This window comes from bacterium, from assembly GCA_035703895.1.
Lineage (GTDB): Bacteria > Sysuimicrobiota > Sysuimicrobiia > Sysuimicrobiales > Segetimicrobiaceae > Segetimicrobium.
The window spans coordinates 31,400-45,536 of the sequence record DASSXJ010000154.1 but is presented as its reverse complement, the minus strand read 5'-3'; the positions used below and the strand labels follow the sequence as shown (position 1 = coordinate 45,536).

Genomic DNA, 14,137 nt, shown 5'->3' with positions numbered 1-14,137 from the left:
GCCAGGAGGTTGCGTGGAACAAGATAGTAATATTCGGGTGGGCGTTTACCAATCCCTTTGCTGCAGCGGAAGCACTATCCTATCTTCCCCGCCCCCTCACGAGGTCGGATTTGGGTGATGGCCACCCCGCCCAGGATCATTCCTCCACCGGCCACCCTCCCCAGACCGGACGGCTTCACCGGAAGATCGACGACCCGACGAGGTAGATCGCGAGTCCGATCCCAAGACAGGCCCACACCGGAACCCCGCGCCAGGAGAGCCACCCGCCCAATGCGACCACCAGCCAGCGAAACCACGCCCCGGGTTTCAGGTCGAGGCTGGCCGACACGAGGACCGCAAACGCCGCGACCGGAACCAGCCCGACCGCGCGCAGCATCCACGGAGCGCGAAGCGGCGCGCCCCAGAGCCCGATGGCCCGCGTGAGGAACGTGGCGACCGCCATCGCCACGATCGTGTCAGTCACGCACCCACATCCCCCCGAGCATCCCCAGCATCGTCGCCGCGACGAACCCCACGCCGGCAGGCAACGCCGGCAGCACAACCAGACCCGCGATGAACGCGGTGAGCGCGGCCCACCGGTTCGGCGCGTGCCGCAACAGCGGGGCCAGCAAGGCCACGAACGTGAGTGGAAACACGAGGTCGAGCCCGAGGTTCCTCGGATCGGGCAGGGCCGCCGTGAAGAGGATCCCGAGCGCAGTCCCCACGTTCCAGGCCAGATACAATGAGACCCCCGCCCCCACGAGATAGGATACGGATCCGCGACCCTCGAGAAACGCCCGCATCCCGAGGCCGTAACTCTCATCGACGATGAAGAACGCCGCGAGCGCGCGGACGCCGGCCCGAACCTGCTTGAGGTGCGGGGCCAGCGAGACCCCGTAGAGCACGTGCCGGAGATTGATGAGCGCCGTCGCCACGATCAGGAAATGACGCGGGGCACGCTCGGCGACGAGACGCACGACGGTGAACTGCGCGCCGCCCGCATACACGAGCATGGACATGAGCTGAAGTTCCCACACGCTGAGGCCGGCGCGGCGTCCCACCGCCGCGTAGACAAATCCAAACGGCACAACGCCCAGCCAGAGGGGGAGCGCGTCGAGGAGCCCCGAACGAAAGCAGCCCAGCTTCACGCGCCTCCCTATTCGCGCAGGACCCCCTCCCGCCCTGGAGAATACCCTGACGTTTCCCGCACGAGCACAACTTCTGATGCGGCGCCGCAGAACTGCCGCGGCCAGAACATGGCGGGTGCGCATGGGACTCCGAGGCGTGTTCTTGGAACAGCTCACGTGGGCGGAGGCCGAACCGCTCCTCACCGCCGACCCGTTGGTCGTGATCCCCGTGGGAGCGGCCGCCAAGGAGCACGGTCCCCACCTCCCCCTCGGGACCGATCACATCATGGCGGATTATCTGGCGCGTCGCGTCGCCGAGCAGGTCGAAACCATCATCATGCCCACGGTCACATACGGCTACTACCCGCACTTCTCCGCGTTTCCGGGGAGCACCCACCTCGAAGCGGGCACCTTTGGGGCGATGATGAAAGAGATTATTCTTTCCATGCACCGGCACGGACCCAGGAGGTTCTTTGTGCTGAACACCGGCGTGTCCACCTTCCCGGTGTTGGAGATCGTGGCACGAGATCTCGACCGCGTGCACCGGCTGCTCGTCGGCGTCACGAGGATCGGGGACCTCGGTGCCCAGCGGATCTCCGGGTTGCTCATGCAGCCGAAGGGGAGCCACGCCGACGAGTATGAGACCTCGCTGCTCCTCGCCATCGCCCCGGAGGTGGTGCGCCTCGAGCGAGTGGTCGCGGAGATTCCTGAGCGGCCGGATGCCCGCGGCGTCTTCGTCCCATCCGCCTATCACCGAGAGCCGGGACCGGGCCACTCGGATACCGGCGTGTACGGTGACGCGACGTTGGGGACGAAGGAGAAAGGCACGACGATCGCCAGAGCGCTGGTGGACGATCTCGTCATTGCCGCCGAACGGCTCCGCACCGCGCCCTGGGTCTCATCGAGGCCGGGCATCCCCTGGTCCGAAGCCATGATAGAAGGAAGGGGGTAGATTGATGCTGCGACCAACCGCGCTGTGCGCCGCACTCGTGGTGCTCCTGGGTGCCGCTTTGATCGCGCCGCAGGCCGGGGCCCAGACCGAGGCGGCGCTGCGGATCTCGATCCAGGCCGATCCGACGACCCTCGACCCCGCCCTGACGGACGACCCGACCGGGACCGCCTTGCTGCAGGACGTCTACACGCCGCTCCTCGAGGTCACCGCACTAGGACAAGTGAAACCCTTCACCGCGAAGAGCTGGACGGTCTCCCCCGACGGCCGCACCTACCGGTTCATTCTGAGAGACGGCCTCAAGTTTCAGAACGGTCAAGCGGTCACCGCGAACGATGTCAAATATTCGCTGGATCGGCTGGCGAGCCCCAAGCTGAACTCCCCGAACGCCGAACTCCTCCTGACGCCGATCGAGGGGTACCAGGACGAACAGGCGGGAAAGGCCCCGGGCCTCCGCGGGGTCAGAGTGGTCAGCCCGACCGAGCTGGAGATCAAGGTCGACCGGCCCAGTGAGGGCGATCTCCTCGTCCGGCTCGCCCACGTCGCCTCGTCCATCGTCTCGCGAGAGTCGGTGGAACAGGGAGGCCAGGAATGGGGCACCACGCACGCCAACGGGACCGGCGCATTCCGGGTGGTGCAGTGGTCGCTCCGCAACCAGATCGTGCTGGCCGCCAACCCGGCATACTTCGGGGGCGCCCCCAAGATCCAGCGGATCGTCCTACAGATCGTTCCCGATCCGAACGTCGACGTCGAGAAGTACGAGGCGGGCGAACTGGACATCGTCCAGGTGCCCGGGAGTGAATATACTCGTCTCAGGCGGGATCCAAAGCTGAGCAAGGAGATCGTCGAGTACAACCGCGCTTCGACCACTTTCCTTGCGCTGAATACCTTCGCCTATCCCCCGTTCAAGGACGCCCGTATACGGCGGGCGATCGCCCTCGCGGTCAATCGACCGGAAATCGTCAAGGCGGTCTTCGTCGGGCTCTATCAGCCGGCGAATGAGATCCTTCCCCCCGGCCTTCCAGGGTATCATCCCCTCCCTGCCATCGCGTACAATCCGTCGAAAGCCCGGTCCCTCCTTGCCGAAGCCGGCTACCCCGGAGGCAAGGGACTTCCTCCCCTGCTCCTGGGCCCGAACCCTCGGGGATTCGGGCCGCGGGAGGCGGCTGAGGTTGTGGCGGCGATGATCCAGCAGAACCTCGGGATCGACACGCACGTGCAGATCCTGGATATTGCCAAATGGCGGAGCGACATGCGAAGGCGAACCGCGTTTGCCGCGGTGACCGGGTGGACCGCGGACATCGCCGATCCCAATGATTACCTGTTCGCGCTGTTCGCCTCGAAGGCCCCCTTCAACTACTTCTCCGGATATGTGAACCCCGCGTACGACAAGATGGTGGATGCCGCAAACCACGAGCGTACCCGGGACGCCGTCCTCCGGAAAATGGCCGAGGTCGAACGCTTCCTCGTCTTCGACGACGTCGGTGTGCTCCCGATCTACCATGTGCGTGAAGTAATCTTGAAAAAACCCTACGTGCGTGACCTCACCCTCACCCCCTACGGCCTCGGCTTTCTCGAGCATCTCGCCACGGCGTCGATCGTGAAGTGACCGACCAGCCGGCGACGTTCACGTTGAGCCTGCCGAACCGGGGGTGCCTGCTCGGCATCCTGACCGTCGAGCAGCTGCTCGATGCGGCGGCACAGGCGGAGGCCTCTGGACACTTCGGGGCCGTCAGCGTCGGGGACAACCTCCTCGAGAAACCCCGCATCGAGGTCATCGCCCTGCTCGGCGCGCTGGCCGGCCGCACGCAGCGGATTCGCCTCAACGTCGGCTGCCTCTCGACGTTCATCCTGCGCGATCCGATCCTGTTTGCGATCCAGTGGGCGAGCCTCGATGTGATCAGCAGGGGTCGGATTGAACTCTCCGTCTGCATCGGCGGCGGCGACGATCGCGAGATGCGCCCCTACCGGCTGAACACGCGTGACCGCGTGCCCCGCCTGTTGGAGACTTTGGAAGCCGTGCGGCGGCTCTGGCGAGAAGATCACGTCACCTTCGCCGGGCGGTTCCACCAGTTTGACGATGTGAGCGCCTATCCGAAACCCCTGCAGACCCCCCCGCCGATCTATCTGGCCAATGCTCCCAACCTCGACGGCCCCCCCGAGATGGTGGACCGGATGTTGCTCCGGGCCCTGCGCCACGCGGACGGCTGGCACCCGACCGGCCTGACTCCGGCCCAGTTTGGCGCCCTGCGTGAGCGGCTGGAGACCCTCGCCGCATCAATCGGCAAGGATCTCCGCAATTTTTCCGTCGGCTGCGGCAGCCTCGTGAACATCCAGCCTGACCCGGCCAAGGCCCGCGCCGAAGCGGAAGAGTACGTTCGGCGGTACTGGCCAGAGACCTACGGACCTCGCAGCTTCGACCGGCTCATCTCCGGGCCGCCGGCGGTCGTCGCGGAGGGGATCCTGAAATATTGGGCGGCTGGGTGTCGTCACATCGCGGTGCGCGTCGGCGCGCTCAACTACGAGCATCAGATCCCGCTGCTCCTGCGTGAAGTCATGCCCGCTGTGTGGGAGGGCGTGCGCGCGGGCGCCCGCCACGCCTAGCGCCGCCTCCACCGGGGATCCAGCGCCTCGGCGATCCCCTCGCCTACGAACGTCACGGCCAGGATGGCGATCGAGAGCACGGCGCTCGGGATGGCCGTCAGGTACGGGTAGGTGCGGAGGTGCGTGAAGCCGGCCGCGATCATCACCCCCCACGACGGCGTCGGCGGTTGGATCCCAATGCCGAGGAACGACAGCGTGGCTTCCGACAGGATCACCGGGCCGATGTCCAAGGACGCGCGGACCAGGGCCAGCGTCACAATGTTGACGAAGACGTGGCGGCCGAGGATCCAGGAGTCGGTCGCACCGCTGGCCCGCGCCGCAGTCACAAACTCCCGCTCGCGCAGCGCCAAGGCCTCGGCCCGCACTTGCCGCGCCATTCCGGCCCACCCCACCGCGGAGAGGGCAATGATGATGTTCACCAGGCTGGGGCCGAGCAGCCCGGTGATCAGGATCAGAAAGAGGAGCGGGGGAAACACCAGGAACACGTCGGTCATCCGCATGAGCCCGCCGTCGATCCAGCCTCCCAGAAACCCCGCGGCCATGCCTACGACGATCCCGATCACCGTATGCGCGGCGACGGCCAGCACGCTGATGAGGAACGAGATGCGCGCCCCGTACGCGACACGTACGAGGATGTCGCGGCCCAGGTGATCCGTGCCGAGCCAATGCGTGGGTCCCGGGGGTTGGAAGGTTTGTCCCAGGTTTTGGCCGCCGACCGAGTACGGACTCACCGCCGGAATCGCAAGGCACCCGCTCACGAGGAGCACGAGCACCGCGGCCGCGATCGCCGTCGGGGGGTCCCGCCGCGCCCACCGCATCGGAGCTAGGCGTAGCGTATCCGCGGATCGACCACCGCATACGCCAAGTCCATCATCAAGTTGAGGGTCAGGATGAGCCCCGTGTACACAAGGACCACGGCCTGGATCATCGGGTAGTCGCGCTGAAAGATCGCCGTCACCGTCGCCCGGCCCATCCCCGGGATGCCGAAGATCGTCTCCGTGACAAACGCCCCCGTGAACGCGAGGCTGAGGGTGAGACCGGCCGTCGTGAGAATGGTGACCGCCGCGTTGCGCAGCGCGTGCCGGAAGGTGACGAGGCGGGTGGGGAGTCCCTTGGCCCGGGCAGTGCGAATGTAATCCTCCCCCAGCACCTGCAACAACGACAACCGTGTGATCCTGGCGAGGTAGGCCATGGGGCGCAGCATCTGAATCACGATCGGGAGCACGAGGTCCCTAGGCGTGCCCCACCCCGATACCGGCAGCCAGCGCAGCCTCAGCGAAAACACGAGCACGAGGATCACCGCGATCACAAAGAACGGCACCGCGATCCCGAGCACCGTGATGAACCGCACCGCACGATCCAGCAGCGAATGCCGCCGGAGCGCGGCCACGGCTCCCAACGGCACTCCCACCGCCACCGCCACGAGGACCGCCATGATTGCCAGCTCCAGGCTGACCGGCAGCGCCGCGCCGATCATCCTGCCGATCCGCATCCCCGGGTAGGCGTAGGAGGTTCCGAGGTCGAGATGAGCCAGACGGTCCAGGAACCGCAGGTACTGCACGGCCAGCGGCTTATCCAAACCGAGACTCGCGCGGGCCCGCGCTTCGATGATCGGATCGCTGATATCTCCGAAGAGGATTTGCACAGGGTCGCCGGGAGCGAGATGTCCCACGATAAAGACGATGAGGCTCGCTCCGAAAACGATCGGGATCATTCCCAGCACCCGCCGCGCGAGAAACGAGAGCACCTCCACCAGATTCCATCCCGACGTCCGCATTCCCGCGTCGTCCCGAGGCGCAGGACACGCGGACGCTCCGCAGAAGATTCTGGCGTTGAGGGAGACGACGCTGGAGAGTCCGCGGACTCCCGAGAGGGATCCCGCATATGGCTGGGTGGTCGTCGCTGCCCTGTCCGTCACGGAGATCATCTCGTGGGGGATCGCCTATTACAGCTTCCCGGTCGTCCTCCAGGCCGTCGAGCGCGATCTCGGCGCGTCTCGAGCGGCGGTCACCGGTGCCTTCTCCACGGCCCTGGCCGCCTCGGCCCTGGCGGCGATACCCGTGGGGCGATGGCTCGATCGGTATGGTCCGCGCGCCCTGATGACGGCGGGGTCCTGCCTCGCCGCAGTCCTCCTCCTGGCGTGGTCACGGATCCAGACCTTGGGCGAACTCTACATCGTCTGGGGCGGCATGGGGCTCGCGATGGCCACGGTGCTGTATGAGCCCGCCTTCGCCGCCATCGTGCAGTGGTTCCCGTACCGGCGCGACCGCGCCCTGCTGGTCCTCACGCTCGCCGGCGGCCTGGCCAGCACGATCTTCCTGCCGATCACCGCGCATCTGCTCGAGCGGTTCGGCTGGCGCACGACCGTGGCGGTGTTGGCGGCGTTCCTCGCGGCCACCACCATCCCGATCCATGCCCTCGCGCTCCGGCCCGCCCCCGCCACCCCACCGTCAAAGGACGATCTCCCCACCGCCGCGGTGGGAGGGATGCCCCTCAGCGCGGCGCTCCGCACCGCGATCTTCTGGATCCTCGCAGTGGCGTTTGCCGCCAGCACATTCGTCGCGGCCACGGTCAGCGTGCACGCGATCCCCTACTTAACTTCGCAAGGATACTCACCCACCTACGCAGCGGCCGCCGTCGGGTGGATGGGGGCGATGCAGTTGCCGGGGCGCCTGCTCTTTGTCCCGATTGCCTCGTGGCTCGGCGCCGGCACGGCGACCGCATCGATCTTCCTCGCGCAGGGAGCGGGGATGGCACTGCTCGCCATGGTGGCACGCCTCCCCAGCGTGATCCCGGTGATCGTCCTCCTCGGCGCTGCCAACGGCATGTCGACACTAGCGCGCGCGACGGCGGTTGCGGAAGTCTTCGGACGGCGCTACTACGGCAGCGTCAACGGCGCCATCGGGCTGTGGGCCAACGGCGCCCGCGCCGTGGGTCCCGTCGGCGCCTCTCTGCTGTGGGTCTGGCTCGGCGGGTACGAACCTGTCTTTTGGCTGCTCGGGTCCGCCGTCGCTATCGCCGGCCTCGTGGTCTGGCTTACACCTTATACCGCTCGATGAAGTCCCAGTCGATCTCCGTGCCGAGCCCCGGCTTTTGCGAGATGTGCACACGGCCCTGGGCGTCCATCGGATCGATGAGGTCGCTGAACCATGGGGCGGCCTCGCGATAGTCGAAGAATGGGTGCAGCAACCCCCGCTCGTAGTACTCGCCCGGAATCCCCATCGCGCCCAGCGCCTGCAGGTTGGCCGGGCCACCACCGTGCACCTCCAGTTGGATCCCGAACGACTCGCACAGGTGGACCGCCTTCATCATCGCGGTGATCCCGGCCACGTTCGCGGAGTACCGGCTGATATCGGCGGCGCCTTGCAGGATCCATTCCGCCCTGGTGAACATCTTGCCCTCGGCGGTTTCCGGCCCGACGATCGGGATGCGCAGCTCCTTCGCCAGCCAGACGTACGAGCTCATGCTGTGCTCGCTCATCGGCTCCTCGAGCCAGTAGAAGTCGAGCTCTTCCAGGGCCCGGCCGATGTACAGGGCGTCGGTCCGGCTGTAATCGTGATAGCAATCCAGCATGAGGCGGACGTTGGGCCCGACCCGTTCGCGCACCGCCCGACACGCGGCGACGTCGCGCTTGGGGTCCGGTCCCAATGGCGGCATCCACGTGTGCAGCTTGATGGCCGGATACCCCTCCGACACGAGGGCCGCGGCAAAATCCGCGTATGCCTCGGGGGAGCTCAGGCCTCCGGGGAGATCGTCCCCGCACATCGTGCTCCCGTAGGCCGGCACGGTGTCCCGATACCGGCCCAGCAGCTTGCACACTGGGAGGTCGAGAGCCCGACCCGTCAAGTCCCACAAGGCGTTGTCGATGATCGCGAGGTTCCGGTCGGTCAGCACGTCGCCGTGCAACCGCTGGTGCCGGCGAAGCATCTGCCAGATCCGTTCCCGGTCGAACGGATCCTCGCCGGCGAGCCATCCGGCCGCCACCCGGATCAGCGGCTCGCTCCCCCCGAACGAATACCCCTCCACGGCGTCATCGGTCGTGATCACCGTGAGGGTCTGGATCGCCTCGTGGACCGGTCCGGGATGCCCGTGGCCCTCGGCATCGCGCACCACCCGCGACGGGTACCGAAAGGCGATGAGCTTCACCTCGGCAATGCGCATCCGAGCCCTCCGCCGTGCGTATCGGTGCGGTAGCGATCAGGCCGAGTAGGGGTCGGCGGCGTCGCGGAGACCGTCGCCGAAGAAGTTGAACGCAAGCACCACCACCGAGATGAACCCCGCGGGAATCAGCAACCACGGATAATTGCGCAGGCTCTCGAGGTTTTGCGCCTCTTGGAGCAGGACCCCCCAACTCGTCAGCGGCGGCCGCAGGCCGAGATTGAGGAACGAGAGCGCGGTCTCCGCCAGGATCATTCCCGGCATCGCCAGGGTCGCGATCACGACGATATGCCCGAAGACCTGCGGCAGGAGATGCTTGAAGATGATCCGGCCGTCGTGCGCCCCCATGACCCGCGCGGCGGTGACGAACTCCTCTTCTCGAAGCGCAAGCACCTTGCCGCGCAGCTGACGCGCCAGCCACGTCCACCCGATCACGGAGAGGATCACGGTGATCGCAAAGTAGACGCGTTCGGGCGGCCAGTGCTGCGGGAGCGCCGCCGTAAGCGCCATCCAGAGCGGGATCGCCGGGAACGAGCGGATGACTTCGATCAGCCGCTGGACGACCTCGTCCACCCGCCCCCCGTAGTAGCCCGAGACGACACCCAGCACCGAGCCGATGATGAGGCTGAGGAACACCCCGACGAGGCCGATCGTGAGCGACATCTGGCTTCCGATCAGGATGCGGGACAGCATGTCGCGCCCCTGCCGGTCGGTCCCCAGGAAGAACGCGCCGCTCCCCGCATCACCCACACCGAACAAGTGGAGATCGGACGTGAAGAGGCCGAGCACCGGATAGGAGTCCCCCCGCACGAAGAAGCGGAGGGAGACGCGGCGGCTTCGGTCGATGGCATACGTGGTGAGCAAGGTGTCCGGGTTCACCGTCTGCTGCACCCCGTAGACGTAGAGACCCCTCCGCAGGTCAAGATGGAGGCCCTGGGGCGGCGCGTACAGGTACTCGATAAACCGCTGGTCGACCCCGTACGGCGCGAGGAAGTTCGCGAACAGCGCGACGATGTAAAATCCGACGACGACAAGCCCGCCCATGACGGCGGCGCGGCTCCGGATGAAGCGCCGCCAGATCAGCTGCCGGCGGGTCATCCCTATCCGGCCCGCCGCGGGGGCCGCCGCCGTCACGGCGGGAATCTCGCCGGCGACCGCGGCGGCCGGCTTCTCGAACACGCTCATTGATAGCGAATCCTTGGGTCGATCGCGGCGAGCGCGACGTCGGCGAGCAAGTTCCCGACCATCAACATCAGCGCGAGAAAGAGGAGGAATGTCCCCGCCAGATACATGTCCTGGCTGGTCAGCGCGCGGATGAACATCGGGCCGGTGGTCGGCAGCGAGAGCACGATGCCGAGGATCGTCGCCCCCGAGATCAACTGCGGAAGCTGCATCCCCATCACGCTGACGAGGGGGTTGATTGCCACCCGGACGGCGTGCTTGTGGATGACCACCTGCTCGCTCAACCCCTTCGCCCGGGCGGTCCTGACGAACTGCTGCCCGACCACCTCGAGCATGCTCCCCCTCAGAATCCGGATCAGCTGGGTCATGCCGGCCACGGCGAGGATGAGCGCGGGCCAGAACAGGTGGTTCGAGAGGTCGAGCACCTTGCCGGCCGACCAGGGCGCGTCGGCGAACCGCTGCGAGAACAGGCCGGTCACCGACGCGCCGAAGACGAAGAGCCCGATGAACACGTACACCAGCCCGAGGAGAAAATCGGGCACCGAGAGCCCCAGAAACGCAAGCGCCGTCAGCGTGTTATCCGTGCCCGAGTACTGGTGCGTGGCGGAGTAGATCCCGACGGGCACCGCGACGATCCACATGAGCACCAGCGACAGGACCGACAGCAGGATCGTCAGCCCGAGCCGGTCCGCGATCAACTCGCGCACCGGGCGTTTCCACTCGAACGAGTAGCCGAAGTCGCCGCGGGGGAAGCCCGAGACCCACTTGACGTACCGTACCCACTTCGGCTGATCCAACCCGTACTGGTGGCGCAGGTTGTCCATCGCGGCCTTGTCGGCGCCGGAGCCCGAACTCGCGGCGAGCGCCTGCAGGGACGTCAAGAAGTCACCCGGAGGCAACTGAATGATGATGAAGGTGGCGATCGACACGAAGAATAGTGTGGGAATCATCGCCAAGAGGCGCCGGATGATGAACGCGATCATGCGGACCCCCCGTGTACGGTCGTGCGCGTGCCCACTAGGACTTCTTGAAGAAGAACTGGATCGTGTCGAGGTTCCCCGGCGACATGATGATCCAGTCCTGCATGTATTGTATCGGAACGTTCTTGAAGTTGTTCTTCACAATCAACGGGACGGGGGTGGCGCCCACCGTGTTGATCGCCATACACTCTTCGACCGCCATCTGGACGAGCCGCTTGCCGATCGCGACCTGCTTGGCCCGGTCGACCGTCACCTTGAATTGGTCGTACATCTTCTGCATCTCGGCCAGCGACCCGACGGGTTTCTCGCCCTTCTGGCCGTTGGTCTTGTAGTACGTCCCGAACGCGGGCGCCATCCAGGAGCGCTCGTCGAACGGGAAGATGTAGATGGGGTCGACGAACGGCTCGATTCCCCGATCGCCAAACCAGGTGGCGATCTGGACTTCGTTGCCGGTCGCCCGCGGCCAGTAGAGGTCGCGGGACATCGTCTTGACGACGGCCTTCACCCCTACCGCGTTCCAATCCGCAGCGGCCAGCTGGACCGCGTCGAGGTCCGCGCCCTGCAGCTGCGTTTCGATCGTGACCTCCAGCGACTTCCCGTCCGGCCTGAGGCGTGTCTTGCCGTCCGGGCTCAGCTTGAGGCCCGCCTTGTCCAGATACTCGCCCGCCGACTTCGGATTGTAGTCCTGATACGTCTTGGCGACTTCGGGGACGAAGTACGCCGAGTCGGGCACGACCGACGGAGCGTTGATGATCCCTTGATACAGATACGAGACTGCGTTGATCTTCTTGCGGTCGAGCGCCAGCGAGAGCGCGATCCGAAAGTTCTTGTCCTGGAAAATCTTCCGGAGCACGGGGTCGCCGCCGTAGCTCTGATTCGGCCAGAACAGCACCGCGCTGCCCTGCGCCGATCGCCACTTGTAGACCCGGTAGCCGCACTCGCCGGACTTCTGCACGAAGAGCGGAAACTTCTTCAGGTCCATGCTGCGGTACTGCATGTCGATCTGGCAGGAGAGCGCCAGCGTGGCCGCCGCTTCGTTATTCTCGACCAGCGTGAGCTCGAGCCGGTCGATGTACGGGAGCTGCTGCCCCTGCGGATCCACCTTCCAATAGTAGGGGTTGCGGGTGGCGACCAGTTTGGCGTCCCCGGGCCGGTACTGCGAGACGGGCCACGGCGTCATCGCCGGGCGCTCCTGGTTGAGATCGTCCGCCTTCTCGTTGAAGAGCTTGTAGTCCTTGATGTCCTTGTTGTATTTCGGGTGGAACTGCCTGAGGTAATGGGCCGGGGCAAAGAAGCCGAACCGCTCGAAATTGAGGGGCCACTGGTTGCCGTGGAACGCAAGCATCTGGAGCACCAGGCCGTTCGGGCCGGCGAATTTGAGCCGGATCGTGGAGTCGTCTACTTTTTCCAGCGTCATCGGCTTGCCGTCGACGACCCATTCCGCGTGCGGCGCCGCCGTCAGTTCCTTGTTGGTCTCGATATCCTGCCACCAGAAGAGGATGTCGTCGACCGTCCACGGCTTCCCGTCGGACCACTTGAGCCCTTTTCGAAAGAACAGCGTCAGCGTCTTCCCGTCGTCGCTGAACTGCCAGCGTTTGGCCAGTCCGGGCTGGATTGGATCTTTGGGGTCGCGGGGCCAGCGGAGGACGGGCTCGTAGTTCTCCCGGCCGTAGGCGTGGAAATCGGCAGGCCCTTTCCACACGAGCCGCCAGGTGCCGCCGTACTGACCGATCTCCTCGATCGGCTTGACGACGAGAATGTCGTCCGCGGCCGGGAGCCGCTGGGCCAGCGGCGGCAGCTTCCCCTGTTTCACCAGGCCGGCCAGCAGCGGCGCCTCTGTGTATTTTTCGGGCATGGCGGCAAGCGCCCCACGCGCGCCGCGCGTGGGAAAGTACACGGCGGATACTGCTCCAGCCGCGCCGAGGGCAGCCACTCGAAGAAACTCCCGGCGGTCGATCCCTGTAGTCATGCGCAACCCCTCCCCTTTTATCTGACGACTCGACTCTCCGAGCAACTCCGCTCCGCGCTATTCGGCGGACATCTCCGCCCCGACCGTCACTCCAGCCGCCGGTTGGGCCACCCGCCAGTGGGACTCCCGCAATATCAGTCGCGTCTCGAGGACCACGCGTTGGCCCGTCGCAGACGGCTCTCTGCCGATACTGGCCACCAAGAGGCGCGCCGCCGCCTCGCCGAGGAGCACCGTCGGCTGCTCGATGACCGTCAGGGGGGGCGTCACGAGCGACGCCCAGATCGGATCGCCAAACCCGACCAGGGCGATGTCGGCCGGCACTCGAAGCCGGCGCTCGCGCAGCCCCGATAGGACCCCTGACGTCAGCGGGACGCTGCTGCTGAAGATCGCGCTTGGAGACTCAGCCAGCCCCAGCAGCGTCCGGGTGGCCTGGAGGCCGTGGTCGAACGTCTGCGGACCTCGGCACACGAGCTCAGGCTCGAATGGAAGACCGGCAAACGCCAGCGCGTCGGTGTATCCGCGGAGGCGCTCGCGGTAGGTGTCGATCTGGTCGGGCCCGTTCACGAGCGCGATCCGGTTATGCCCGCTTTCCCAGAGCAGGCGAACGGCCTGGAAAGCGCTCCTGTAGTTGTTGATCGTCACGTGGGTGAGGGAAGGCGATGCGCCGCCTCGATCCATGATCACGACCGGCACCCCACGCTGGACCATGTGCTCGACGTACGGCGACTCTTCGCAGCACGGGGTCAGGATCAAACCGTCTACTCGACTACGCAGGAACGCGTGCACCAGGTGCCGCTCACGCGCGGGATCCTCGAGGCTCGACGCGACAAACAGGAGATGGCCATCCGGAGACACCACATGGTCGATCCCCTGGATGGCGCCGGCGAAAAAGGGGTGGGAGGCATCGGGAACGATGACACCGATCGTGCGCGGGCGCGACCGTTTCCTCTCACGAGGGGGAGGCAGGTAATCTAATTCCCGTACCGCCGCGAGCACCCGCTCGCGGCGCTCTGCGCCCACCGGCCGAGGACCGCGGTTCAGGACGTAGGAGACGGTCGCCAGTGAAACGCCGGCGCGGCGCGCCACATCCCGTAACGTTGTTCGCATCGAACACGCCCCTAGATAAGCCTTGTTAGACGCGAATAGAGCGTGAAACCAATCGAACAATAGCACATGGCGCTCGTGTTTT

13 protein-coding genes are annotated in these 14,137 nt (G+C 66.1%); 4 read left to right on the top strand and 9 right to left on the bottom strand.

Annotated features, from left to right (window positions below; translation table 11 throughout):
- Positions 1-175: 175 nt before the first annotated feature.
- A complete protein-coding gene (locus VFP86_10645; GenBank protein HET9000095.1) occupies positions 176-463 on the bottom strand; it encodes an AzlD domain-containing protein in 288 nt (95 codons plus the stop codon).
- Positions 456-1,127, bottom strand: coding sequence for an AzlC family ABC transporter permease (locus tag VFP86_10640; protein HET9000094.1), 672 nt, complete (start codon positions 1,125-1,127; stop codon positions 456-458). The genes VFP86_10645 and VFP86_10640 overlap by 8 nt, the downstream gene beginning before the upstream one ends.
- 121 nt (positions 1,128-1,248) lie before the next feature.
- Here VFP86_10640 and VFP86_10635 point away from each other — a divergent pair, with 121 nt between their 5' ends.
- Genes VFP86_10635 through VFP86_10625 form a run of 3 tightly spaced genes read left to right on the top strand, consistent with a single transcriptional unit; the run spans position 1,249 to position 4,659 of the window.
- On the top strand, positions 1,249-2,058 hold the full coding sequence (locus VFP86_10635; GenBank protein ID HET9000093.1) for a creatininase family protein: 810 nt from the start codon (positions 1,249-1,251) through the stop codon (positions 2,056-2,058).
- A 4-nt stretch (positions 2,059-2,062) separates the two neighbouring features.
- Complete coding sequence (locus tag VFP86_10630; protein HET9000092.1) at positions 2,063-3,664, top strand: ABC transporter substrate-binding protein; 1,602 nt, start codon at positions 2,063-2,065, stop codon at positions 3,662-3,664.
- On the top strand, positions 3,661-4,659 hold the full coding sequence (locus tag VFP86_10625) for an LLM class flavin-dependent oxidoreductase (protein HET9000091.1): 999 nt from the start codon (positions 3,661-3,663) through the stop codon (positions 4,657-4,659). The genes VFP86_10630 and VFP86_10625 overlap by 4 nt, the downstream gene beginning before the upstream one ends.
- On the opposite strand, the gene VFP86_10620 is transcribed toward VFP86_10625, so the two are convergent.
- Together VFP86_10620 and VFP86_10615 are read right to left on the bottom strand one after the other, a co-directional pair.
- A complete protein-coding gene (locus VFP86_10620) occupies positions 4,656-5,477 on the bottom strand; it encodes an ABC transporter permease (GenBank protein HET9000090.1) in 822 nt (273 codons plus the stop codon). The two genes, VFP86_10625 and VFP86_10620, sit on opposite strands and share 4 nt — an antisense overlap.
- 5 nt (positions 5,478-5,482) lie before the next feature.
- The gene (locus tag VFP86_10615; protein ID HET9000089.1) at positions 5,483-6,436 is read right to left on the bottom strand and encodes an ABC transporter permease; all 954 of its coding nucleotides are present in this window, start codon (positions 6,434-6,436) and stop codon (positions 5,483-5,485) included.
- A gap of 55 nt (positions 6,437-6,491) precedes the next feature.
- Here VFP86_10615 and VFP86_10610 point away from each other — a divergent pair, with 55 nt between their 5' ends.
- Positions 6,492-7,718 (top strand): MFS transporter, encoded by a 1,227-nt coding sequence (locus VFP86_10610; protein HET9000088.1) that lies wholly within the window; start codon positions 6,492-6,494, stop codon positions 7,716-7,718.
- On the opposite strand, the gene VFP86_10605 is transcribed toward VFP86_10610, so the two are convergent.
- The 5 genes from VFP86_10605 to VFP86_10585 all read right to left on the bottom strand — a co-directional run bounded on the left by VFP86_10605 (position 7,696) and on the right by VFP86_10585 (position 14,055).
- Positions 7,696-8,820 carry an enolase C-terminal domain-like protein gene (locus VFP86_10605; GenBank protein HET9000087.1) on the bottom strand — a complete coding sequence of 375 codons (1,125 nt, stop codon included), beginning with the start codon at positions 8,818-8,820 and terminating at the stop codon, positions 7,696-7,698. The genes VFP86_10610 and VFP86_10605 overlap by 23 nt on opposite strands.
- 36 nt (positions 8,821-8,856) lie before the next feature.
- Complete coding sequence (locus VFP86_10600; protein HET9000086.1) at positions 8,857-9,915, bottom strand: ABC transporter permease; 1,059 nt, start codon at positions 9,913-9,915, stop codon at positions 8,857-8,859.
- An 83-nt stretch (positions 9,916-9,998) separates the two neighbouring features.
- A complete protein-coding gene (locus tag VFP86_10595) occupies positions 9,999-10,982 on the bottom strand; it encodes an ABC transporter permease (GenBank protein HET9000085.1) in 984 nt (327 codons plus the stop codon).
- Positions 10,983-11,016: 34 nt separating this feature from the next.
- Positions 11,017-12,948, bottom strand: a complete 1,932-nt coding sequence (locus VFP86_10590; protein ID HET9000084.1) for an ABC transporter substrate-binding protein — start codon at positions 12,946-12,948, stop codon at positions 11,017-11,019.
- Positions 12,949-13,005: 57 nt separating this feature from the next.
- Positions 13,006-14,055 (bottom strand): LacI family DNA-binding transcriptional regulator, encoded by a 1,050-nt coding sequence (locus VFP86_10585; GenBank protein ID HET9000083.1) that lies wholly within the window; start codon positions 14,053-14,055, stop codon positions 13,006-13,008.
- Positions 14,056-14,137: the final 82 nt, after the last annotated feature.